Source organism: Rhodococcus sp. Eu-32, assembly GCF_003336925.1.
Lineage (GTDB): Bacteria > Actinomycetota > Actinomycetes > Mycobacteriales > Mycobacteriaceae > Rhodococcoides > Rhodococcoides kyotonensis_B.
The window spans coordinates 1-22437 of the sequence record NZ_QGNK01000023.1; the positions used below are offsets into that span (position 1 = coordinate 1).

Sequence of the window (22437 nt, forward strand, 5' to 3'; positions counted from 1 at the left end):
TCATCGTCGTCAAGTTCGAGACGAAGCCCGAATGGACCGAGAAGTGGCCCGACCACGTCGCCGAGTTCACCGCTGCCACCCGTGCCGAAGAGGGCAACATGTGGTTCGAGTGGTCGCGCAGCCTCGAGGAGCCGAACGTGTACGTCCTCGTCGAGGCCTTCCGCGACGGTGACGCGGGCGGTGCCCACGTGAACAGTGATCACTTCAAGAAAGCCATGGAGGAGCTGCCGCAGGCACTCGTATCCACCCCGAAGATCATCAGCCAGTCCCTCGACGCGACCGGCTGGAACGAGATGGGAGAGATGCGGATCTGAAGGTCAGTCCTTCTCGGAACACGGACTCGACGATCAACCAAGCCGTTTTGCGGCCTGGTCGATCGTTCGTTCTCATTCAGTCAGTTCTGGCGGCAACTATCGCAGCGTGTCGTGCTCTGCCATCGCTTCGGCGAGTTCGTGACGACCGTGCACTCCAAGCTTCCCGTACACGGCCTGTAACCGGTTCTCCACGGTGCGAATGGAAATCGACAGCTCTGAGGCAATTTCGCGATTAGGGTGACCGGCCGCAGCCAAGAGTGCTGTCTTGGACTCCGCTTGCGTCAGGCTGAACCGCCACTCGGAATGGCCGAGCGCTAGTGTTGTCGGATTTTCGCATCTGTCCGCCAACAAGGCCGCGCGGCGACGACAAGCTGCCGATTGCCTGGCGTCGTTTCGCTTCTGCCAGATCATGGCGGCGTCCGCTGCGGCTTCGGCGCCGATCAAAGTTGCCCCCATCCGTTCGAAAAGTTCGCTCACTTCGGTAAGTTTCTCCGCATCGCCACACTGCACAGCGGTGATGTGTGCCAATCGTGCGGGCATCAAATCGCCTTCGACGCCATGCGATACCGACGAGGCCAATTCGCGCGCCCGGTTCGCGGCTCCGGTTCGGGCAAGGCTGTGTACCGAAGCCAACGCCCCCATACGGTCACCGATATCCTTCCCCAGTGATACCGCTTGCTCGAAATCGCTGTGTGCGCGGCGCAGGTTGCCACTCAAGGCGTGTACCCAGCCGGAGCAATGCAGAGGATCGACTCCCATGAACAGTGTGTCCGGAATGCCAAGACCAGCTGCTTCCTCCAAAGTGTGCAGTCCATCGTCGGCTTTACCCGCCATTGCCTGCGCTACCGCTAAGTAGTGATAGCAGAAATGCACGAATTGTGGTCGGCCCAGTTGACGGTAGATGGAGATCGCAGTGGAGAGCAGGCGCACAGCTCGATGTGGGTTGCCCTGCTCGGTCACAGATTTGGCACGTTGCCAGCAGAACAGCGCCTGGGCCTCGATTGCCTGGTTGTCGACGGCTGTCCGGTACTCGGAGAGGCTGATCTCGGCTGCGCGTGTGAATTGACCTGCATGAGCGTAGGCTTCCGCCGCGTAGAAACGATGCATGCACGGATACCAGTCCATGGGCTCGTGAAGCCCCATTTGAACGCGGTGACCTTGTTCTGCGGCGTTAAGGGCGTCCGCAATGCGGCCGGCGCGTGCCAGGCTGTACGCGGCAGGCATGCAGGCCCACACCAACGCCGGTCCCGTCGCCTCTTTCAGGAGTGCGTCCGTGACGTCAATCGCGCCTGCCGGCCCATCTCGCCCGAGGATCAACGCAGCGCGTCTGGCGGAAATGTCGTGTACGAACGCGGTGCCTGCTACCGCAGCCTCGGCGGCGTCGGCAATCTCGAGCCCTTCATCGACTGTGCCTGCATAAATGGCACGGTGATCCAGTCGAGCCACGGCAACTCGAAAGGTCTCCTCGATGGTGCTCGCCGAACTTTCCAACTCGTTCAAGATCTCGTTCGACAGTTCGACATTCCCTTGAAGGCTGGCGAGCTCGGCGCGAAGTAGTCGAGCATCGAAGCTGGGGCCGCGATGCAGGACCGCGATCGCGATGCGGTCGGCAAGTGAGAAGTCGTAATGCCAGCGCGCAGCATGTGCAGCAGCAAGCATCTGAGTTTCGTCTCCACCTCCTCCCAGCAACCTCCACTCGGCGATGCGCATGAGCCGCTGGTCGGATTGCTCGCCTGTGGTCTCGATCGTGTCAGCCAGCCGGCGGACCAGCTGACGTACGCGAAGTGGAGGCATGGAGTCTCGGAGGGCTTCGCTGTACAGAGGGTGAGCCGTTCGAATCCGTGGTTCGGGTCCCCCGAACTCCGTCGTGGTCAAACCTTTGCGTTCGAGCTCGCTTGCGGAGTCCAGCATTCCCAGTGTTTCGATCTCCGTCACGGAGAGTGGTTCTCCGAACGCCAGGTAAGCCAAGAGGGTTTGTTCGTCTGGTGTGGAAACCCCGATTCGATTGACCACGAGTTCGATGAGGCGATCGGTGGTTTCGATCCCTCCATGTAAACGCCAGACTCCGGACTCGGCGCGGAGCACACCGCGGTCGTGTGCTCCGATCACGAGTTCACGCAGAAACAGGACATTGCCGTCGACCTTGTTCGACAGAGTCGTCAACGTGCCTTCGTCGACAGCCCCTCCTAGGATCGACTTGACCATGTCGTGAATGACATCTGCAGGTAGGCCGCCCACGTCGACTCGGTCGGCTAAGCCGTTCTTCCACAATTCGACGACGTGAGCGGGCAACGTTTCCTGGGTCCTGGCAGTCGCGAGGAGTGTGACGCGGTTGCCATGTGCCAACTGATGTATCAACGTGGCGGAGAGCTCGTCGACCAGGTGAATATCATCGACCAACAAGACAGGTCGGCCGGGCATGAACCGCTCCACCAACTTGTTTGCGCACCTACTCAATAAGTCGGCGCGGTCGTTGACCGCGCCGCTTTCGGCTGTCCATGCAGTGGTGGGCAAGAGGGGAGCGAAGACGCCGAGAGGAATTCGCGAGCTGGACGATGTCGCACCGATACGCGCTGTGGTGAACCCTTCGCGCGTGAGAACATCGAAGGCTTCGCCCGCAAGCCGACTCTTCCCGACCCCGGCTGATCCTGCCAGTAAAACGCTGCGGCCGAGGCGGAGACGAGTACAGATCTCCGCCAACTCCGCAGAGCGGCCCGTCATCGGCCACGAATCGGTGATGTGGCTCGACTTGTAAGACGACATCATCTCCAATTCAACCTCGAGGCAGGCGAGCGTGTGGCGGATTTCCGTGAAACCGGACGTGCGCAACGGTCAGGACGGTACAGGCGCACCGATGACGTGCACCAACTCTTGGGCCCACTCGCTTGCTTGCTCCTGAGGATCATCGCCGCTCGACGCATCGTGCCTCGCGAGAGGCGCGATCAGTTCAGCGCCGAACCCGGTCATGGTTTCGACGACGATCTCGCCGGCGCGGTTGTACGTAGTGTAGTAGCTGTCGCCCAGCCCGAAAACAGCGAACTTGGTGCCCGTGAGCACAGGCTTGCGGGTCGTCAGCGCCTCGAAGAATGCGGCGCCGCCGCCTGCCAATTCGCCATCGCCGTGGGTAGCGGTGACGAACACGACGTAATCTGCGGCAGCGTCGACGAAACGGTCTGTGGTGAAGTCGGTCATGTCGAACTCCGCGACATCTGCATGTTTGCCGAGAATTTCGGCGACCGCGGTCGAACATTCTTCGGCATTGCCGGTTTCGGTTCCATAAAGAACGAGAATATTCATGAATAAAATCCTTCACTGAGTAATGGGTTCATCGGCTCTTACGAAGAGCTATGTCGAGCATTGTCGCCACGTCGGGCACCTTGGTCCGACAGCGGTCACGGGTCGTTGTTTCGGATTCGAATCGATCGATCCGAACCCAACCGTCGAAATCGACAATGCTCGAGTGTAAATTGTGGGCCAGGCTCTCGAACCCGGGTTTGTCCGCGACGAGCGATGATCGTTCGCTGTCCGAAACGATCTGCTCGGTTACCAACTTGGCGTCCGCGCGATTGTCCGGAATTCCGCCGATCGGTCCGCGTCTGAACCAGCCGACGCAGTAGAGTCCGTCGTCGAGCACGCCTGCTGCGAGATTGGATCGGTCGGATTCATATATCGCTCGGTCGATTTCGTGTTCCAATCCGCCTCGGAATCCGACCGCGGTGACTACGCTGTCGACGCGTAACAGATCTGTCTTGTTCCCCGTTTCGCTATCCGCAATGCGGAGAAACATTCCCTCGGAATCGTTCCCGGCTTCCAAAGGAATCCAACCGAAACGAAATTTCACTCGAACGCGTGGGTTGTGCACGTGTCGACCCTCGTCGCAAAGCTCGCGAAGCGCTTCGAGCTTTGCGACGGCAAGGGGGTTTTGCTCGCGCGGATGATCGGGAAGCTCGACATGGAAGGCAACGTCGTCGAGCTTCCCGAGTTCGCGAATCATCGCGCTGTCGAACCTCGCCGAACCACCATCCGAGCGCCCGACAACGACAATCTCGTTCGGTCGCTTGTCGAGGCGTGACGGGTCCAGATCACTTCCGGTAAACGCGACCGAATGCTTCGACAAAAGTCTCACCACATCGATCGCGACATTGCCGCTCCCGATAATGGCGGTCGTGCGTCCGAATTTGGGCTCGAACAGTAGCTCGTCCGGGTGAGCATTGAACCAACGCATCACGCGGCCGGCTCCGTAGACTTCGCCGCCCGCGATACCGGGCAGGGCGCGGTCGGCGCCCAGCCCGGTAGCCAACACAACTATGTCGAAAGCCTCACGGAGTCGGCCTACGGAGATGTCCTTACCGACCTGCACGTTGCCCACGAATGCGACCGACCCGCTTTCGAACATGCGCGAGAACTGCCGACTGATGCTCTTGGTGCTCTGGTGATCAGGGGAGACACCATACCGAAGAAGGCCGAAAGGAACCGGCAGACGGTCGAAGACGGTAATCTGCGCGTCATTCCACTTCTTTTTCAGCATCTGCGCCGTGTAGCAACCAGACGGCCCACTACCGACAACCGCAATGTGGGGTGCGAACGGTGCGGCTTCAGGGGGTGACGCCTCGTTGGCGAGGCGTTCGGTCAATCTCTCGTTCAACGCAATTCTCCAGACGGCTGAAACTTCGATGGCACAGGCAACGCAGCGAGGTGCTCAGCTCTTCAGCTTGCTTCCTTTCGGAAACACGATCGGGACGTGCAGCATGCCGGCGACCTGACCCATGAGCCACTCACACTCTTTGTTCGGGTCGAGTGAAAAGTCGGGAATCCGTTTCAAGAACTCATTGATCGCGACTCGTGCCTCGACACGAATCAGGTGCGCGCCGAGGCATCGATGAATCCCGTGCCCAAGCGACAAGTGTCTGTTCGGCTCTCGATCGATGACGATGTTGTCCGGGGTTGTGAAGGCGGACCGGTCGCGGTTGGCAACGGAGAACCACAACATTGCGGTTTGACCAGGCTCCATCGTCACATCACCGACAGTCACCTGCTCGGTGACGAGGCGACCCACCATAGCGGGACCATAGAAGCGGAGAAGTTCGTCGACCGCGGCAGGAACTTGCTCCGGATGGGCGGTCAGTCGGCGTCGCAACTCGATGTCCCATGCCAGTCTCCAGAAGACTGAGCTCAGGAATCGTGCGGTGTTGTCGATCCCGCCGAGCAGCAGAACTGTGAAAAATCCGACCAGATCGTCGTCGGACAATTTCTCACCGTCGACTTCGGACATAACGACGCGCGACATAATATCGTTGCCCGGGTTCTCTCGACGCTCGTCGATCAGCTTACGAGCATGGGCGACGAGTTCTGCGAAAATCTCGGCACCCGCCTCAGGATCTTCTACGTGAGTGATAGCCCATACCCACCGGCGATAAATGTCACCGTCTTCGGGCGGAAGTCCGAGCAGAATGGCAGTCAGGCGTGCGGGCACTTCGTCGGCAAACCACGTCGCGACGTCCCCCTCACCCAACTCGATGCGGCTGTCGATCAAGTCGTTCGTGGTCGTGCGGAGCTGTTCGGTGAACAAGTCGGTCGCCTGAGGTGAAAAAGGTTTGGCGACGAGCTGGCGGTATTTCTTGTGAACCGGATCGTCCTGCGCGGCCATCATAAGCTCGAATTCGCCGGTCTCGTAGCGCGGGAAGGTTACGCCCTTGTTGGAGAAAGCCTTCGGATTCTGAATAATTTCTTGTATTTCCTTGAAACCTGCGACCACCCAGTGACCTCCGTACGCCTCGCTCCATGCAACTGGCGAGGTTTCGGCCTCGTCGCGGAGAGCCTCGAAATAGGCGTGCGGAGTCCCGTCCGGTCCGAGAGGGGTGTTGTAGTGGTCGGCGGTCGAGAACAAGCTCGTGGATGGGTCGGCTGTTGCAGTCATACAAATCTCCTGCTGTGGAGGGGCTACTGATCCCCTGTGAGAATTGCTCTTACGGCCAGCGAGATGAGAAAGCGATGCCTCACCTCGGCCCTCAAGTGTGATGGCGGTCACCAGGCGGCGACAGAGTAGTCACTACTCGAGTTGACGAGGAGTCCCCACCCTTGCGTCGTCCGACGCCAGCCCGCATCGTCTGTGTTGCCTGTCACACGAGCCGACGTGAACGAAAGCGTCGAAATACGAACTACGGAAGGTGTTACACATGTCTGCGCGTCTCGAAGGAAAAGTTGCCCTGGTCAGCGGTGCTGCGCAAGGCATGGGGGCTAGCCATGCACGCGAAATCGTGCGGGAAGGCGGCAAGGTCGTCATCGGTGACATCAACGATGCACAGGGAAAACTGTTGGCCGACGAACTGGGCGAAAATGCCAGGTACGTGCACTTGGACGTCACCAGTGAGGAGGACTGGGAATCGGCCGTCGCGGTTGCGGTCGACACGTTCGGCGGTCTCAACGTTCTGGTCAACAACGCGGGCATCGTGAACTTCGGCTACTTGGAGAATTACTCGCTCGAACAGTGGAATGCGATTCTGCAGGTAAACCTCACTGGGCAGTTTCTTGGTATCAAGGCCTCCCGTGCTGCTCTGGTCGAGTATGCGCCCTCGTCGATCGTCAATATCTCCTCGACCGCCGGAATCACCGGTAGCGCAGGCCAACATGGGTATGCTGCGTCGAAGTTCGCGGTGCGCGGGTTGACGAAGACTGTCGCAGCCGAGCTCGCGGGAAAGAACGTCCGAGCCAACTCGGTCCATCCCGGCACCATCAAGACGCCCATGACGGAGGGCATGGACCTCTCGTCGCTAGCCGCCCCGATTCGACGAATCGGTGAGGATGTCGAGGTGTCCAAGCTCGTCGTGTACTTGGCCTCCGACGAGTCGGGATACTCGACCGGATCCGAATATCTAGTGGACGGCGGACTGGTCAACTGCGCGGGAGCAGTTGTCGACGAGTAGACCGACGCGTCAGTTTCCCTTCTTCGCTGCGAAAGCGCCCCGAGCAGAATCAGTTTCACATCGTCCCCGGTGCGTGCCGCGACTGCGGACACGTGTCCGGGGGCGTGTTCGACGCGAAATCGGCTCGCAGAGCGCGATTTCGACATCCTGTAACGATGTCCCACTTGTCTACCAGTCGTTTGGTGGTATGTTGTGCATCACACGGTTCAGAGCGTGTCCAAGTTCGATGAAAGGTAAGCCCGTGAAGTTCGCGATGTTCCAGACCCCGTTCATGCGCCCGGAGCGCACTCCACGCCAGGTGTTCGACTTCGCCGTGGACCAGGCAATCGAATGTGACCGTGTCGGGTTCACCGAATACTGGATCGGTGAGCACGCCACGATGTCTTGGGAGTCCATCACAAACCCTGAGTTGATCATCGCTGCATCTGCTCGCGAGACGCAGAACATCAAGCTCTGCCCCGGTGCGCATTTGCTGCCGTACCACAATCCAGCAACGCTGGCCGCTCAGGTTTCGTGGCTGACCCACGTGACCGAGGGGCGTTACATTCTCGGCATCGGATCGGGCGGTTACCCGAGTGATGCCGCTCTGCGTGGACTGAAGGACATGTCCACCAACCACAAGCGCACCACCGAGGCGCTGGAAATCATGCAGAAAGTATGGGAGAGCAAGCCCTTCCACTTCGAAGGCGAGTTCTTCAGCGCCGGCTACCCGGAGGCGGACGAACACCATGAGTACCGCAGCACGGTGCCGTACGGCGGCAAGGTCGAGATCGGATTGGCAGGCCTGAGTCCCAACTCTCCGTCGCTGTCGTTCGCGGGTCGCAACGGCTACAACGCGTTGTCGGTTTACGCCGGCGAAGCGGCTATCTCAAATCATTGGAACGTGTACGAGCAGGCGGCCAATGAGGCCGGTCACACCGTGGACAGAAAGAACTTCCGCGTGGTGCGCGATGTCATCGTCGCTGACACCGATGCCGATGCGCGCAAGCTCGCCATTGAAGGCGGCATAGCGAAGGCGTGGATGGAGTACCTCCTTCCCGTCTACCGCCAGGTGGGTCTTCTGCAGGCGATGCTGCCGGGCATGGACGTTGCCGATGTCGATCTCGACACGCTCGTCGAGAAGGTCTGGATCGTCGGATCGCCCGACACCGTTGCCGAGAAGCTTGCCGCATCCTGTGAGAAGACTGGTGGTTGGGGAACGACGATGGTCTACGGCCACGATTACCTCGACGACATCAAGCCGTGGAACTACTCGTTGCAGCTACTCACCGAGGAAGTCGCGCCGAAGCTCGCCTGAACATCTTTCACCGCAAACGAAGAAGGATTACACATGAGTACGCAGACTCAGACGGCCGTCGAGATCGTCGAGAAGTTCATCGCCGCCTACAACTCGGGCGACATTCCCGGCATCCTCGAAGTGAGTGCCGAAAATCTCCACGTCGAGCACCACAACCGTGGCGTGTCGCTCGACAGTGCAGAGGCTTTCGCCGATCTGCTCGGCCAGTTCGCGGGTGCATTCCCGGACAAGCACTTCGAGAACCGTCGCGCCCTGCACGTCGTAGGAGACGACACGGTTGTCGTCGAACAGACTTGGGTTGCGACCGCGATCGCCGACGTGCCCGGCTGGGCTGCGACGGGCGAAACGGTCCGTCTCGACGTCAGCACACGTTTCACAGTCGAGAACGGTGTCGTCACGGAGTACCACGACTATGGGTAAATCGATCGACATGCGTTTCGACGGGACCGTTGTCCTCGTGACAGGGGGCGGCCGTGGTCTCGGACGTGAGCACGCGCTGCAGTTCGCGGCTCGTGGAGCGAACGTTGTGGTCAACGACCTAGGCGTGACGTCCGACGGTGACGGAAACGACGTCAGCGTCGCGCAGACGGTCGTCGACGAGATCCTCGCAGCAGGCGGAAGGGCAGTTGCGGACACCCACAGCGTCGCAGACCGCAGTGGCGCGGAGGCTGTCATTGCCACCGCGGTAGACAGTTTCGGTCGAATCGACGTGCTCGTCAACAATGCCGGAATCATCTCCTACGGCACGCTTTCGGAACTCACCGACGACCAGTGGCATCGCATGCAATCGGTGACCGTGGACGGCGCGTACTTCATGTCGAGGGCAGCATGGCCGGAGTTCGTGAAGCAGGGCGGTGGCCGAATCGTCAACACGACGTCGAACGCTGGGTTTGCCGGGTGCCCTCAGTTAGGGCACTACGGGACGGCGAAGCTCGCCGTCGCCGGGTTGACGAAGACCCTTGCTCAGGAAGGTGCCGAGTTCGGTATCGTCGCCAATGCCATTGCGCCAATGGCGATCACGCGCATGAACCGCGACGCCTTCTTCGATGGATCGGCGAGCGAGTCCGACGATTGGCAAGCCGACCTGCGCAGCGGGAAAGTTCCGATGGGGCCTGCCGAGATCGTGTCACCGACGGTGCTGTGGCTGGCCCATCCGTCGACAGATGTCAACGGCGAGATCTTCAGCACATCCTCCGGCAAGGTCGCACGCGTTGCGTTCGTAGTTGGCGAGGGGCACTTCGACCCGAACCACACGCCGGAAGACCTGCGCGACAATGCGAAGACCATTCGGGAGCTCGGCAACTTCCTCGATCCGAAATCGACCGGTGACGAATTGGCAGTGATCCCACCGTTGTTCGCGTGATTCGTAACAGACGAGAAAGAAGTGTCATGGGAAAAGTGAACGACCGGGTGGCTCTCGTCAGCGGTGGCGCGCGGGGCATGGGTGCATCGCATGCTCGACTTCTGATCGAAGAGGGCGCATCGGTGGTCATCGGTGACGTGTTGGACGACGAGGGCAAAGCCCTGGTCGCCGAACTCGGCGACCGTGCGCGATACGTGCACCTCGACGTGACAAGGCCCGAGGACTGGGAGAACGCGGTTGCGACCGCGGTGAGCGAGTTGGGCAGTCTCGACATCCTCGTCAACAACGCCGGTATCGTGCGGATCGGCGACATCGAGTCGCACTCGATCGACGACTGGCACCAGATGATCGCTGTCAACCTGACCGGTGTGTTCCTTGGGATGAAGACCTCCGTTCCAGAACTGAAGAAATCCGGGAACGGTTCGATCGTCAATATCTCGTCGATCGCCGGACTACAGGGATTCGGCTCGATGTCGTCGTACAACGCATCCAAGTACGGAGTGCGTGGTCTGACGAAATCGGCTGCGATCGATCTCGGCCCGTTCAACGTGCGAGTGAATTCGATTCACCCGGGGTTGATCAAGACGCCCATGACCGAGGGTGCCGATCAGTCCCAGCAGCACGTCGCCATGAAGCGCGGCGGCGATCCGATCGAGGTCTCGAGAATGGTGTTGTTCCTCGCCAGCGACGATTCCTCGTTCTCGACCGGTTCCGAGTTCGTCATCGACGGCGGCGAGACCGCTGGTCTTGCACAGAACGCAGTGTTCCACTGACACAGAGGTTTCGACGGATTCGCTGAGAAGCCTCTCCTCGATCGGCTCGGTGCACCCGAACCCCTCACGGGTGCGCCGAGCCGATCTTTTCGTATGTACGCACTTTCCAGGAGTTATGAATGCCATGACCAATACTCGTAATCCGCGCTACGACGATCTGCCCGAGCTGGGAAATCTCGGTGTCCGGCACAGCTGGGACGTGCTGCCGAAGAGTCTCGGCACACTTGCCTTTCTCGACGAGAGCACTGCGCGGTCCGGCGCTGCCTCGGTAATTTCCGGCAGATCCTTCGGGCTGTCGCTGCCGTTGGACACTTTCGACCCGCCGCTGTTCGGCCGCAAGGCCGTCGGACACTCGGTGTTCGAGGCGTCACGGAACACCTACGAGGACACCGTTGATTCGTACAACCCGCAGTCGGCGTCGCAGTGGGACGGGCTCGGTCATATTCGGGCGCGCGAGCTCGGGTTCTACGGCGGCGTCACCGAGGACGACGCGGCGCGCTCCGAGCTCGGCATCCATCACTGGGCGAGCCGTGGCATCGTGGGCCGAGGTGTGCTGCTGGACGTGGAACGGTACTTGGCGAACACGGGCGAAGCTTGGGACCCGTTCGGCGGGGACACCGTCGGCGTCGATGTGCTCGAGGCAACCGCTGCTGCCCAGAATCTGACCCTGGTGAGGGGCGACATTCTGTGCGTTCGGATCGGTTGGACGGCCGAGTACAAGCGTCGTAAAGCATCGGGTGAGGACATGTCGTCGACCGGTGATCGGTTCTCGGGACTGTCCGCGGCCGAACCGATGGCGCGATTCTTGTGGAACACGGGCTTCGCTGCGGTCTGCTCGGACAATCCGGCGATCGAAAGCGCCCCGGGCAACCGTCAGGACGGATCCCTGCATCGACGCCTGATTCCGTCGCTCGGATTTGCACTGTCCGAGCTGCTCGACCTGGACGAGCTTGCTGTAGCGTGCGCCGAAGAACAGCGGTGGAGCTTCCTGTTCACTGCAGCGCCGTTGCCTGTGGTCGGCGCGGTCAGCTCGCCCGCGAACGCAGTCGCTGTGCTCTGATCGGGCGGACCGCATCACCCTCGTTGACTGATGCGGCACGCATCACATAAAATTAATCTGCCAACCGACTGGTAGAAAACGAACCGGCAAACGTCGCGCTCGGATCGACGAAGGACTATTCACATGAACCAACCGATTATCGACTCCACCGAGTTCCGGCGCGTCCTCGGACATCTGCCCACCGGAGTCGTGGTGGTGACATCGGTCGTGAACGACGAGCCGGTCGGAATGGCCTGCAACTCCTTTACGTCGGTGTCGCTCGAACCGGCTCTCGTCGGATTCTGTGCGGCGAACACGTCGAGTACGTGGCCGCCAATCCGTGAGGCGGCACGTTTCTGCATCAACGTGATGGCCGAGGATCATGCCGAGCTGACTCGCAACTTCTCCCGCAAGGGCATCGATCGCTTTGCCGGCGTGGATTGGGCGCCGCGATCCTCGGGTCCGGGTCTTGCTGGGGCCGTAGCCTGGATCGACTGCACGTTGTGGAACGAATACGAAGCCGGTGACCACACCATCGTCCTCGGGCAGGCCCATTCCATCGAGGCTGCCAGCGAAGTGTCACCGCTGGTGTTCTGCAAGGGTTCGTACGGTGCCTTCGCCACCGCCGCGAACTGACTTTCGGCGAGATTCCAAGACGTATAGGAGTAATTGAAGATGAGTCTCACACCCCAGGAGATCAAGGACATCGTCGTCGCCCTGCAGGATTCGGAATGGGATCAGGCAACGGTGACGGTCGGCGACGTGCGAATTGCGTTGGGACGCAATGGAGTAGGCGCAGACTCGGGTGTCGCCCCGGCATCTGCTCCAGCTCCCGTTGCTCCCGCTGCTGCCGTTGCCGCGGACGTCGCGGCGAAGGCGCCCGCCACAGAAGAGGCTGCACCGGCCCCGGTATCGGCTCCGACGACGCCTGCTGACACCTCAGGTGCCGCAGGCCACGTCGTCACGGCTCCCAGCGTCGGTGTTTTCTGGAAGACCCCGCAGCCCGGTCAGCCTCCTTTCGTGGAGATCGGCAGCGAGGTCGAGGCCGGAGACACTCTCTGCATCGTCGAGGTCATGAAGCTGATGAACAACGTCACCAGCGACATCGCAGGCACCGTCGTCGCCGTTCATCAGGACAACGCGACCCAGGTCGAGTTCGGCACTCCGCTGTTCACCATCGCTCCGCGGGAGAGCTGAGCGGTGCGGCGTGTACTGATCGCCAATCGCGGCGAGATCGCCGTCCGCATCGTGAGGGCATGCTTCGACGAAGGAATCGAGAGCGTGCTCGCGGTATCCGAATGCGACAAGAACTCGTTGGCCGCGCAACTCGCCGACCGTGTAGTCGTCATCGGGCCCGGCTCGGCATCGGACAGCTACTTGTCCGTCGATCGAATAGTGGCTGCTGCGCTCTACGCAGACTGTGACGCCGTCCACCCCGGCTACGGCTTTCTGTCCGAGCGCACCGACCTCGTCGAGGCGTGTGCCGAGCATTCGATCACCTTCATCGGCCCGCCCGCCGAGGTGATGCGGCGCTCGGGTGACAAGCTCACCGCCAGACGGACTGCTGCCGATCTTGGTATTCCCACCGGATCCGGAACTGCTGGTCTGCAAACCACCGATGACGCAATCGCCGCTGCGGACGAGCTCGACGACTACCCGCTGTTGTTGAAGGCTTCCGCGGGCGGCGGCGGACGAGGTATGACGGTCATCCGAGACCGCGAGGACGTGCGCAAGCACTTCGCGCGGTCGTCCACCGAGGCGCAACGCGCCTTCGGAGACGGCACGATCTACCTCGAGCGGTATGTCGAATTCGCCCGGCACGTCGAGGTGCAAATTCTCGCCGACGCCCACGGACATGTCGTGCACCTCGGTGAGCGCGATTGTTCGACGCAACGTCGCTACCAGAAGCTCGTCGAAGAAGCACCTGCCGTTGGACTGCCGCAGGATCTGCTCGATCGGGTCCGCAACGCTGCGGTGAATCTCGCCAAGGGTCTCGACTACGTCGGGGCAGGAACCGTCGAATTCCTCGTCGACACCGAGCGCAACGATTTCGTGTTCCTGGAGGTCAACGCGCGAGTACAGGTCGAGCACCCGGTTACCGAGATGGTCACGTCGATCGACATCGTGCGCGAGCAGTTGCGTGTCGCCCGCGGCGAGTCGTTATCGTTCGCCCAGGACGAGGTCGTTCTCTCCGGCCATGCGATCGAGTGCCGAATCAACGCCGAAGATGCGCAGAACAACTTCTTGCCGCATCCCGGGAGGATTACCGGGTGGGTTGCACCGCAGGGAACCGGAATTCGCGTCGACACCTATGCGTTCCCCGGTGCTGAAATTCCGCCGTTCTACGACTCGATGATCGCCAAACTCATTGTGCATGCACCGAGCCGAGAGGAAGCTACCGTGCTCATGGGTCGCGCCTTGTCGAAGCTGAGCGTCGAGGGGGTTCCCACAACAATTCCGTTGCACTCTGCCCTTATGGCGGACAAGGAATTTCAGCACAGCCCGGTCACCACGAAGTGGCTGGAGAACGTCTTTCTGCCCAATTGGGAGGCTTGAACATGACAACCATCGACTTCGTCGATCAAACTCTCCGCGACGGCCAACAGAGCCTGTGGGGACTGAAGATGCGTCCGTTCCACGCGGCTGACGCACTGTCACATATCGACCGTGCAGGCTATCGCGTCGTGGACTTGACCGGACCGGGCATGTTCACCGTGTTGCTGCGCACGTTCAAGGACGATCCCTGGGCTGCAACCGATTTCCTCGTCGACGGACTGAAGAACAACGTCGTGCGCTGCGGTATGCGCACGATCAGCGTCATCGGGTTCAATCACACTCCGGACTCGATCATCGATCTTTGGATCCAGACCCTCATCAAGCACGGCGTGAAGAGTTTCTGGATCTACGACTGCCTGTACGACATGCCGACGATGCATCGCCTCGCCAAGGTCATCCACGACAACGGCGGAATCGCGGTTCCGGCCGTGATGTACGGCTTGACCGGTGCGCACGACGACCAGTTCTTCGCCGACCGCGCACGCGAGATGGCACATTGGGAGGGCGTCGAGAGCATCTACGTCGAGGACGCAGCGGGTGTGCTGACGCCCGAGCGTGCTGCGACACTGCTGCCCGCCATCCGTGCGGCAACGGGGACAGTCCCGCTGGAACTCCACTGCCACAACACCACCGGACTCGCGCCCCTCAACTACATAGAGGGAATGAAGGCCGGGTTCACGATCATGCACACCGCGTCGCGGCCGATGGCCAACGGACCGTCGTTGCCATCCACCGAGGCGATGGTCAATATCGTCGAGACGCTCGGTTTCAAGCACACCCTCGATAAGTCCACGTTCGCTCCCGTCGCAGAGAATTTCGAATGGGCTGCCCGTGACGCGGGGTTCGAGCCGTCGATTCCGTCGGAGTACGACCCGAGGATTTACGAGCACCAGCTGCCCGGTGGCATGACCGGAACGTTGATCAGCCAACTGCAGCAGCACGGAATGGCAGATCGATTCCCGCAGGTGCTCGAAGAAATCCCCAGGGTCCGACAGGAACTGGCGTCACCGATCATGGCAACCCCGTTCAGTCAGTTCGTCGGAATTCAGGCCGTGCTCAACGTCGTCACCGGTGAGCGGTACAAGCTGGTTCCCGACGAAGTCATCAGATACTCGATGGGCCACTACGGCCCACTCATCCGCGAAGTCGATCCGACTGTTCTGGACAAGATCCTCGAGTCTCCGCGGGCGAAGGAGTTCCAGAACTGGGTGCGCCCGCAGCCGACGCTGGCCGAGATCAAATTGCAGTTCCCCGCAGGAATCAGCGACGAGGACCTGCTGATGCGGTTCATGACGTCGAACGAGGAGGTGGACGCTATGTTGGCGGCCGGCCCGGTACGTACGGATCCTCGTCGAAGCGAGAGCGACGTGGTAGAGGCAATTCGAGACATCGCCCGTGGCTCGTCCGGAATCACGTCACTGTCCATCGCGCAACCTGGATGGTCCCTGGACGCCTGCAAGAATCACTGAATCGTCGATTCGAAAGGCGGCCACGATCGTAATCGATCGTGGCCGCCTTCCTCGTTGTGTGGCGGCCGCGCTCAGCCCGCGAGGACAGCATCCCGGACGACGTTGCGTTTGATCTTCATACTCGTCGTGCGCGGAAGAGAGTCCATGATGACCAGTCGGGTCGGTTTCTTATAGGACGCCAAAGACTTTCGGCAATGACCTTGCAAGTCGGCGAGAGTCAGTCGCGCGCCGTCGACAAGCACGACCACCGCGACAACGGACTGTCCCCACCGCGGATGCGGGGCTCCCACGATTGCGCATTCTGCGACCGCAGGATGCGCGGCGACTGTGGACTCGACCTCGGAGGGATAGACGTTCATCCCACCGCTGACGATCAAATCGGTGCGGCGGTCGCTGACGTATACGAAGCCCGCCGCGTCCATCGAGCCGAGATCGCCCGTGTGATACCAGCCGTCGACGAGGCTACGTGCGGTGGCGTCGGGCATATTCCAGTATCCGGTCATCAATGCAGGAGAACGAACTACTATCTCGCCCACCGATACCCCATCGTGCGGGATCGGCGCGCCGTTCTCGTCGCGGACATCGACCTCGGTGCCGTCGACGGCGCGTCCGACCGATCGGAACGGCTCCGAAGCTGCGCTCGACGGCTCGAAATCGCCTTCGCGGGTTGCGGTGACGAGTCCACCCGAGTTCTCTGTCATGCCCAGTCCCTCGACCAACCGGTCACCGACGGCGTCGTACAGTGCCCGTAGCTTCTCAGGGCCGGCATTCGAGGCAGAGTGCAGCACGGTGCAGAGGGTGGCGATGCGTTCGGGCGATGCCGTCACGGTCTCGACGAACTCATCGATGACGGGCGACGGCACGTAGGTGAATGTCACCGAGTACTGCTTGACAGCGTTCAGAAGACTCTCGACGGTCCACGGGCCGAGAATGACGATGGCACCGCCGATACGCAGGTGTGTGAGAACGTGCGCGGGAACGGTTGCCACGAACGACATGGATCCCGTCAGTGCGGCGACACTGTGCCGGGGGAGTCGGTATGCAGCAGTGTTGGACTCAGCGATCGCTCGGACGGTCCTGTGCGTCAGAACAGCGCCCTTGGGTCGTCCGGTGGTTCCGCTGGTGTAGCCGATGATGTACGGATCGTCAGCATCGAGGTCCGGTGTCTCGGCATCGTCGACCGGCGTCGACACGAGATCCTCGAACGCGACCGAACCCGGTACCGAGCGGTCGCCGTCGAGCACGACGCTGACGCGACCTTCCGTCGGGACATCGTTCATGACAGCAGTGTGCTTGCCTGTCCAGACCACGATCAGAGGATCGCAATCCTCGACGAGAACCGATACCTCAGTTGCGGTCAGGCGGGTGTTGATTGGCACCATGACCGCGCCGATTCGCGCCGCCCCGATGTACAACTCGACGTAGGCAGCGCTGTCATCGACAAACGTGGCGATGCGAGTTCCACGCTGCGCGCCGAGCTTTCGAAGGCCCGCTGCCAGTGCTCGGGAGGAGTGGTCGAGCTCCCGATAATCAACTGTTCGGCCGAACGGTTCGATCAGTGCAGGGGCGTCGGGGCGGTTACGCGCATGGCGTTCGATGCAGTCGGCGACAGTGATCGTGTGATCGGTGGCTGCGCGGGTGGTGTCGGGAGAACTCACCTGTGGATCCTTCGAGTTCGCGTCCAGTGTCAGGGCGCGATTGATTTGATGGTCATGCGGGCGAATTGTTCGGCGATGGCAGTGTCCGACATCCGATGCTTTTGTCCTGGGCGGTGCCAGCTGGGAACGCTGTTCAGAGCGCCGAGGAAAAGTCGGACAGACAGGCGGAGATCGAGTTCGGGGGCGAAGGCCCCGTCCTCCTTGGCTGCTGTCAGTAGATCGTAGATTCGTTGTTCGAAGCGGCGGCCTTCGGCTTGGACATCCTCGAGCCGCGGCCCCGTCAGTCTTTGACGTTCGTTGAAATAGATGGCAACGCGCTCGACGTTGCCGAGGTACCACTTCATCAATGCTTCGAGCAGTGCGGACAGCTCGTCGACCGCAGGTAAGCCTTTCGCCTCGATCTCTCGGGAAATCTCCTCGGACTGCGCGTGCGACTCCTTCATTATGCGGAGAAGCAGGTCTTCCTTCGAGGCGAAGTAGTAGTACAGGCTACCCTTGAGTACGCCGACCTCGTTGGCCACGTCTTGAAGCGATGCGCCGCTGTAGCCTTTCTCGAAGAAGATGCGGACGGCGGCTGCCATCACCTCTCTGTCGCGATTTCTGCGTTCCCCCTGCTTGGGGGCTGGCGAAGCGGTTGAATTCGTCGACGCCGACACGGTGCCTCCCCTAAGGTCGCGGTTCGAACTGACACAACGGATGAGCCAAAGCGTTCACAACCATACGTTTGGTAGTCAGTGTACGTGGCGCTTGACACAAAGGGAAACTGCGGCTTACGTTATCAACCAATCGTTTGGGAGACTAGCTCCCCAGTCGTGAACGGAGTTGCACCGCGTGACACAACAAGTTCCAACCGAACATTCCGCCCAGTTCGCTGAGTCCGCGGGCCAGTGGTTGCAGGACAACGTGCCGCAGCGGTGGCGGGAGCACCGGGGCACCCTCGCCGAAGAGGAATCGATCGACATCCGTCGAGAGTGGGACCGGCAGCTGTACAAGGCCGGCTACTCGGGCCTGTCGCTTCCATCCGAATTCGGCGGTCAGGGACTCGGCTTGGCCGAAGAAGTCGCGTTCAGCGAGCTCGCTGCGCGGGCTCAAGCCCCCGACGGCTTGGCCCGCATCGGGCGCATCCTTACCGCGCCGACCCTGATCGCCCACGGTACCGAGGCGCAACGTGCGCGGTTCCTGCCGCCGATCCTGCAGGGGCTGGAGACGTGGTGTCAAGGGTTTTCGGAGCCGGGTGCGGGTTCGGACCTCGCGGGGATCAGCTGCCGCGCAGAGAAGGTCGACGGCGGTTACGCGGTCACCGGACGCAAGATCTGGACGTCATTCGCGGCGTATTCGGACCGATGCCTGATGCTGGCGCGTACCGACCCCGAAGCGCGCAGGCACAAGAATTTGTCGATGTTCCTCCTCGACATGAAGCAGCCGGGCATCGACATCACCCCGATCAGGCAGATTTCCGGTGGGACGCACTTCGCCGAGGTTCACTTCGATCGTGTCTTCGTCGCCGACGACGAACTGATCGCAGGCGAGGGTGACGGGTGGAAAGTCGCCATGACCACGCTGATGAACGAGCGCGGCGGCGTCGAGGCGGCAAGTCGATACGTCGAGATGCGTGCCGACATGGACCTGCTGCAACATATGTGCGGAGACAACCCTCGTCGGGCCGATCTGCTCGAAGATCTCGACCGCCGAACCGATCTCGTTCGGTGGCAGATTTCCAAGGCCGTCACGCTGGAAGGTGACGAGGCAGCCTTCGTGCGCGCCACGTCCATCCTGAAGGTCCTGTGGAGCGAGCTGTGGCAGACGATCACCGAGACCGGCGTTCGGTATGCAACACCGGAGCTGCGTGATCATTGGCGCTTCCAGTATCTGGAAAGCAGGTCCTGCAGCATCTATTCGGGCACCTCCGAGATACAGCGAAACATCATCAGCGAACGAGTCCTGGGGTTGCCACGATGAACACCACCACTGTTTCACTACCGTCGGACATGGGAAGCGCTGCCGCCGAGGGCATTCGCGACATTCTCGAGCGCAGTGTCGGTAGCGCGAACATCGCGACCTTCGCCGAGGCGGAGTCACCGATGAGCTGGAAGGCACTCGTCGATTCGGGATGGACCCAGATCGCCGACGGCGACGACGACGATGCGCTGACACTTCGTGATCTCGTCGACGTCGTCTCTGTCTGGGGTGAGTACTGCGTACCGTTGCCGTTGGTCATCACTTTGCTGACCAGGCGTCACAGTGCGGCTGCCCGTTCTCACGACGGTCCGGTCTCGGTCGCCGTTCCCACGCCGCAGACCATGCAGGGCTGGGCAGTCGTCCCGTTCGGGCAGTTCCCGTCGGTGGTCCTGCTGGATGCGGTCGACGCCCCGTCGGTGATCGACATGCCGGAGTCTTCGCGTCTGGAGTTTGCTCCGACCCTGCAGCTCACCGAGATACCCGTCGCAACGACGCTGTCGGACGCTGCCGCTCGCGAATTCGCCGTGCTGTGGGCCGCAGAGGCGGCAGGAATAGCCCGCCGTCTTGTATCCGTCGGCGTCGACTACGTCAGTGGCCGGGACCAATTCGGAAAACCGATCGGTTCGTTCCAGGCCGTGAAGCACATTCTCGCCGACGCGCACATCGACGCAGAACAAGCGGAGACGTCGGTCCTGTGGGCAGCCGCCGATTCTGCAAGGTCGTTCGATCTATCCACGCACGGGATCGATCTAGCGATCGTTGTGGCTGAGCGGGTTGTACAGGTGCATGGCGGCATGGGGTTCACCTGGGAGATGGGGCTGCACTACTACCTCCGCCATCTCGTCACTCTTCGCGACCTCGTTGCAGGGCTGGCCCGCTCGGGCCGCTGAGTAGGTGGTGCCGACGTGGTGCTTGTCACACACTGCAACCGGGGGTTACAGTATCGAACGAACGGTTGGTAGTAATGCGATTGCTATCGCCGCGTGGAATCACTCGGAAGGTGGATGTCATGACGGGAATCGGATCGGTCGAACGAGCAGTCGAGGCCATCTCCCGCGGTGAAATGGTCGTCGTCGCAGACGACCACGATCGTGAGAACGAGGGCGACCTGATCATGGATGCGCACCTCGTCACCGAGAAGCAGATGGCGTTCTTTCTGCGCCACGGCAGCGGAATCGTGTGCACCCCGATGACTGCGGCTCGCGCGGACCGGTTGTCGCTTCCGCTGATGGTTGCGTCCAACTCCGACGCCATGGGTACCGCGTTCACGGTGACGGTGGATGCACGAGAGGCCGGTACCGGCATCTCGGCCTCTGCTCGGTGCATGACCGTCCATGCATTGGCGGCCTCGACGACGTCGCCGGCCGATCTGCGTCGGCCCGGCCACGTCTTCCCCTTGATTGCTGTCGACGGGGGAGTTCTGACACGGCGTGGCCACACCGAGGCGGGCGTCGACCTCGTGCGTATGGCGGGAAGCGAGGAGCCGGTTGCGGTCATCACCGAACTGGTGGACGACGACGGTGTGCCCGTGTCGGGATCCGGACTGACCGACTTCGCGGAACGTTGGAACTTGCCCTTTGTCACCGTGGAGGAGCTGGTCGCGTATCGGCGTAGGCACGAGGTGCCACCTGCCCCGCTGTCGAGCGCCGTTATCGATACCGAGTTCGGTACATTCGTGGCGCATGTCTTTCAAGATCGAGTCTCTGGCGTGGAACATGTCGCTCTCACAACCGGTCCCGAAATCCGCTCCGACATGCCCGTCACGGCGAGGGTGCACAGTGAGTGCCTGACCGGTGACGCTCTCGGCTCGCAGCGATGCGACTGTGGGCCCCAGCTGCGCGATGGTCTCCGGCTGGTGGCCGAGTCGCACAACGGTCTGCTTGTGTACCTTCGCGGTCAGGAAGGCCGAGGGATCGGCATCGGGAACAAGCTGGCGGCGTATGCATTGCAGGAACGCGGAGTCGACACTGTCGATGCGAATACTGCGCTCGGCCTACCCGTCGATGCACGCGAATACGATTGTGCTGCAGATATTTTGAGGTTCTTCGGTGTCACGTCCGTCGAGCTCATCACCAACAATCCGGACAAGGTGTCCGCGCTGCAAGCGAGCGGAATCGAAGTGCACTCCCGGTTGAACGCTCCGGTGCACTGGGGTGCACACAACGTCCACTACCTGCAGACCAAGCGTGAACGCATGGGCCACCTGTTGCCCGAGACGCCTTACCAGTTCCTGCAGTCTGTGTCCATCTGACCGGTCTGCTCAGACCACCCAATCGACGTTCGAAAGGCGAACACCATGACTACTTCCGTTCCCCAGGCATACGCGCAACTCGACATGACCGGCCGCAGCATCCTGGTGACCGGCGCAGGCAGTGGAATGGGAAGGGAAGCAGCGATTCTGCTCGCCGGACGCGGGGCACGGATCACGGCAGTAGATGTGAACGAGGCCGGCGGCAAAGAAACACTGCAAGCGATCGAGGCCATCGACGGTGAGGCGCAGTTCGTGCGCGCGGACATCACCGTCGAGAACGACGTGCAGACGATGGTGCAGGAAGCAGTCGACAAGTTCGGCGATTTGTACGGCGCCTTCAACAACGCGGGCATCATCGGTGCGGGCGGCGCGGTAGTCGATTTGGAGTATGACAAGTGGAAGACCGTCATGGACATCAACTTGAACGGCGCGTTCTTGTGCATGAAGTACGAGATTCCCGCGATCCTGGCAGGCGGCGGCGGATCTATCGTGAACACCGCCTCGACTGCCGCAGCGATTGCTTACCCGAATCTCCCGGCTTATGTCTCCAGCAAGCATGGTGTCCTCGGCCTGACGCGCCAGGTTGCGTTGGACTACGCGGCACAGAACATCCGTGTGAACGCCGTGCTTCCGGGTTCGACGATGACGCCACTCGCCGAGGAAGCCTTCGCCGATCCTGAGGTCAAGGCGAAAGCTGAAGCTGCGCAACCGATCGGACGCCTCGGACGTCCCGAGGAGATCGCCGAGATGGCAGCGTGGCTGTTGTCCGACGCGGCATCGTTTGTCGTCGGATCTGCCTTCTTCGTGGACGGCGGTGTGAACGCTGCGTGAGCGC

Annotated in this window: 21 protein-coding genes; 15 read left to right on the forward strand and 6 right to left on the reverse strand. The window is 61.3% G+C overall.

Annotated elements, in window-relative coordinates; translation table 11 throughout:
* The first annotated feature begins 2 nt into the window (after window positions 1-2).
* Entirely contained in the window at window positions 3-314 is a 312-nt protein-coding gene (locus tag DK926_RS22145) for a putative quinol monooxygenase (protein ID WP_243636966.1), read from the forward strand.
* Window positions 315-410: 96 nt separating this feature from the next.
* Here the strand turns inward: DK926_RS22145 and DK926_RS22150 are convergent, their stop codons facing one another.
* Genes DK926_RS22150 through DK926_RS22165 form a run of 4 tightly spaced genes read right to left on the reverse strand, consistent with a single transcriptional unit; the run spans window position 411 to window position 6231 of the window.
* A complete protein-coding gene (locus DK926_RS22150) occupies window positions 411-3143 on the reverse strand; it encodes a LuxR family transcriptional regulator (protein WP_114332208.1) in 2733 nt (910 codons plus the stop codon).
* A 3-nt stretch (window positions 3144-3146) separates the two neighbouring features.
* A complete protein-coding gene (locus DK926_RS22155) occupies window positions 3147-3611 on the reverse strand; it encodes a flavodoxin domain-containing protein (protein ID WP_114332209.1) in 465 nt (154 codons plus the stop codon).
* Window positions 3612-3639: 28 nt separating this feature from the next.
* Window positions 3640-4959 carry an FAD-dependent oxidoreductase gene (locus DK926_RS22160; protein WP_165839645.1) on the reverse strand — a complete coding sequence of 440 codons (1320 nt, stop codon included), beginning with the start codon at window positions 4957-4959 and terminating at the stop codon, window positions 3640-3642.
* Window positions 4960-5013: 54 nt separating this feature from the next.
* Entirely contained in the window at window positions 5014-6231 is a 1218-nt protein-coding gene (locus DK926_RS22165) for a cytochrome P450 (protein WP_114332211.1), read from the reverse strand.
* 259 nt (window positions 6232-6490) lie between these two features.
* On the opposite strand from DK926_RS22165, the gene DK926_RS22170 reads away from it, so the two are divergent.
* The 10 genes from DK926_RS22170 (at window position 6491) to DK926_RS22215 (ending at window position 15734) form a co-directional block, all read left to right on the forward strand.
* Window positions 6491-7237, forward strand: a complete 747-nt coding sequence (locus DK926_RS22170; RefSeq protein WP_114332212.1) for an SDR family oxidoreductase — start codon at window positions 6491-6493, stop codon at window positions 7235-7237.
* Between the two features lie 253 nt (window positions 7238-7490).
* Entirely contained in the window at window positions 7491-8534 is a 1044-nt protein-coding gene (locus tag DK926_RS22175) for an LLM class flavin-dependent oxidoreductase (RefSeq protein ID WP_279387102.1), read from the forward strand.
* Between the two features lie 33 nt (window positions 8535-8567).
* On the forward strand, window positions 8568-8954 hold the full coding sequence (locus tag DK926_RS22180) for a nuclear transport factor 2 family protein (protein ID WP_114332214.1): 387 nt from the start codon (window positions 8568-8570) through the stop codon (window positions 8952-8954).
* The gene (locus DK926_RS22185; RefSeq protein ID WP_114332215.1) at window positions 8947-9897 is read left to right on the forward strand and encodes an SDR family NAD(P)-dependent oxidoreductase; all 951 of its coding nucleotides are present in this window, start codon (window positions 8947-8949) and stop codon (window positions 9895-9897) included. Before DK926_RS22180 ends, DK926_RS22185 begins: the two co-directional genes overlap by 8 nt.
* A 26-nt stretch (window positions 9898-9923) precedes the next feature.
* The gene (locus DK926_RS22190; protein ID WP_114332216.1) at window positions 9924-10670 is read left to right on the forward strand and encodes a glucose 1-dehydrogenase; all 747 of its coding nucleotides are present in this window, start codon (window positions 9924-9926) and stop codon (window positions 10668-10670) included.
* 124 nt (window positions 10671-10794) lie between these two features.
* Window positions 10795-11730, forward strand: coding sequence for a cyclase family protein (locus DK926_RS22195; protein ID WP_114332275.1), 936 nt, complete (start codon window positions 10795-10797; stop codon window positions 11728-11730).
* Between the two features lie 123 nt (window positions 11731-11853).
* Complete coding sequence (locus DK926_RS22200; protein WP_114332217.1) at window positions 11854-12345, forward strand: flavin reductase family protein; 492 nt, start codon at window positions 11854-11856, stop codon at window positions 12343-12345.
* Window positions 12346-12384: 39 nt separating this feature from the next.
* Window positions 12385-12906 (forward strand): biotin/lipoyl-containing protein, encoded by a 522-nt coding sequence (locus DK926_RS26900; protein ID WP_207890889.1) that lies wholly within the window; start codon window positions 12385-12387, stop codon window positions 12904-12906.
* Between the two features lie 3 nt (window positions 12907-12909).
* Window positions 12910-14265: an acetyl-CoA carboxylase biotin carboxylase subunit gene (locus DK926_RS22210; RefSeq protein ID WP_114332218.1), complete on the forward strand. Its 1356-nt coding sequence runs from the start codon at window positions 12910-12912 to the stop codon at window positions 14263-14265.
* 2 nt (window positions 14266-14267) lie between these two features.
* Window positions 14268-15734, forward strand: a complete 1467-nt coding sequence (locus DK926_RS22215) for a carboxyltransferase (RefSeq protein WP_114332219.1) — start codon at window positions 14268-14270, stop codon at window positions 15732-15734.
* A 71-nt stretch (window positions 15735-15805) separates the two neighbouring features.
* On the opposite strand, the gene DK926_RS22220 is transcribed toward DK926_RS22215, so the two are convergent.
* Both DK926_RS22220 and DK926_RS22225 read right to left on the reverse strand, forming a co-directional pair.
* Window positions 15806-17392 carry an AMP-binding protein gene (locus DK926_RS22220; RefSeq protein ID WP_125833441.1) on the reverse strand — a complete coding sequence of 529 codons (1587 nt, stop codon included), beginning with the start codon at window positions 17390-17392 and terminating at the stop codon, window positions 15806-15808.
* Between the two features lie 29 nt (window positions 17393-17421).
* Window positions 17422-18048, reverse strand: coding sequence for a TetR/AcrR family transcriptional regulator (locus tag DK926_RS22225; protein WP_114332221.1), 627 nt, complete (start codon window positions 18046-18048; stop codon window positions 17422-17424).
* Window positions 18049-18223: 175 nt separating this feature from the next.
* Here DK926_RS22225 and DK926_RS22230 point away from each other — a divergent pair, with 175 nt between their 5' ends.
* The 4 genes from DK926_RS22230 (at window position 18224) to DK926_RS22245 (ending at window position 22433) form a co-directional block, all read left to right on the forward strand.
* Window positions 18224-19351 carry an acyl-CoA dehydrogenase family protein gene (locus DK926_RS22230; protein ID WP_114332222.1) on the forward strand — a complete coding sequence of 376 codons (1128 nt, stop codon included), beginning with the start codon at window positions 18224-18226 and terminating at the stop codon, window positions 19349-19351.
* Window positions 19348-20241, forward strand: coding sequence for an acyl-CoA dehydrogenase family protein (locus DK926_RS22235; RefSeq protein WP_114332223.1), 894 nt, complete (start codon window positions 19348-19350; stop codon window positions 20239-20241). Before DK926_RS22230 ends, DK926_RS22235 begins: the two co-directional genes overlap by 4 nt.
* 119 nt (window positions 20242-20360) lie before the next feature.
* A complete protein-coding gene (ribB, locus tag DK926_RS22240; protein ID WP_114332276.1) occupies window positions 20361-21602 on the forward strand; it encodes a 3,4-dihydroxy-2-butanone-4-phosphate synthase in 1242 nt (413 codons plus the stop codon).
* Window positions 21603-21647: 45 nt separating this feature from the next.
* Complete coding sequence (locus DK926_RS22245) at window positions 21648-22433, forward strand: SDR family oxidoreductase (RefSeq protein WP_114332224.1); 786 nt, start codon at window positions 21648-21650, stop codon at window positions 22431-22433.
* Window positions 22434-22437 lie beyond the last annotated feature (4 nt).

Bases quoted from the DNA above. Each gene is read 5' to 3' on its own strand.
- DK926_RS22155 (WP_114332209.1), bottom strand. From the start codon at position 3,611: ATGAATATTCTCGTTCTTTATGGAACCGAAACCGGCAATGCCGAAGAA.
- DK926_RS22165 (WP_114332211.1), bottom strand. From the start codon at position 6,231: ATGACTGCAACAGCCGACCCATCCACGAGCTTGTTCTCGACCGCCGAC.
- DK926_RS22170 (WP_114332212.1), top strand. From the start codon at position 6,491: ATGTCTGCGCGTCTCGAAGGAAAAGTTGCCCTGGTCAGCGGTGCTGCG.
- DK926_RS22175 (WP_279387102.1), top strand. From the start codon at position 7,491: ATGTTCCAGACCCCGTTCATGCGCCCGGAGCGCACTCCACGCCAGGTG.
- DK926_RS22180 (WP_114332214.1), top strand. From the start codon at position 8,568: ATGAGTACGCAGACTCAGACGGCCGTCGAGATCGTCGAGAAGTTCATC.
- DK926_RS22185 (WP_114332215.1), top strand. From the start codon at position 8,947: ATGGGTAAATCGATCGACATGCGTTTCGACGGGACCGTTGTCCTCGTG.
- DK926_RS22190 (WP_114332216.1), top strand. From the start codon at position 9,924: ATGGGAAAAGTGAACGACCGGGTGGCTCTCGTCAGCGGTGGCGCGCGG.
- DK926_RS22195 (WP_114332275.1), top strand. From the start codon at position 10,795: ATGACCAATACTCGTAATCCGCGCTACGACGATCTGCCCGAGCTGGGA.
- DK926_RS22200 (WP_114332217.1), top strand. From the start codon at position 11,854: ATGAACCAACCGATTATCGACTCCACCGAGTTCCGGCGCGTCCTCGGA.
- DK926_RS26900 (WP_207890889.1), top strand. From the start codon at position 12,385: ATGAGTCTCACACCCCAGGAGATCAAGGACATCGTCGTCGCCCTGCAG.
- DK926_RS22215 (WP_114332219.1), top strand. From the start codon at position 14,268: ATGACAACCATCGACTTCGTCGATCAAACTCTCCGCGACGGCCAACAG.
- DK926_RS22235 (WP_114332223.1), top strand. From the start codon at position 19,348: ATGAACACCACCACTGTTTCACTACCGTCGGACATGGGAAGCGCTGCC.
- ribB (WP_114332276.1), top strand. From the start codon at position 20,361: ATGACGGGAATCGGATCGGTCGAACGAGCAGTCGAGGCCATCTCCCGC.
- DK926_RS22245 (WP_114332224.1), top strand. From the start codon at position 21,648: ATGACTACTTCCGTTCCCCAGGCATACGCGCAACTCGACATGACCGGC.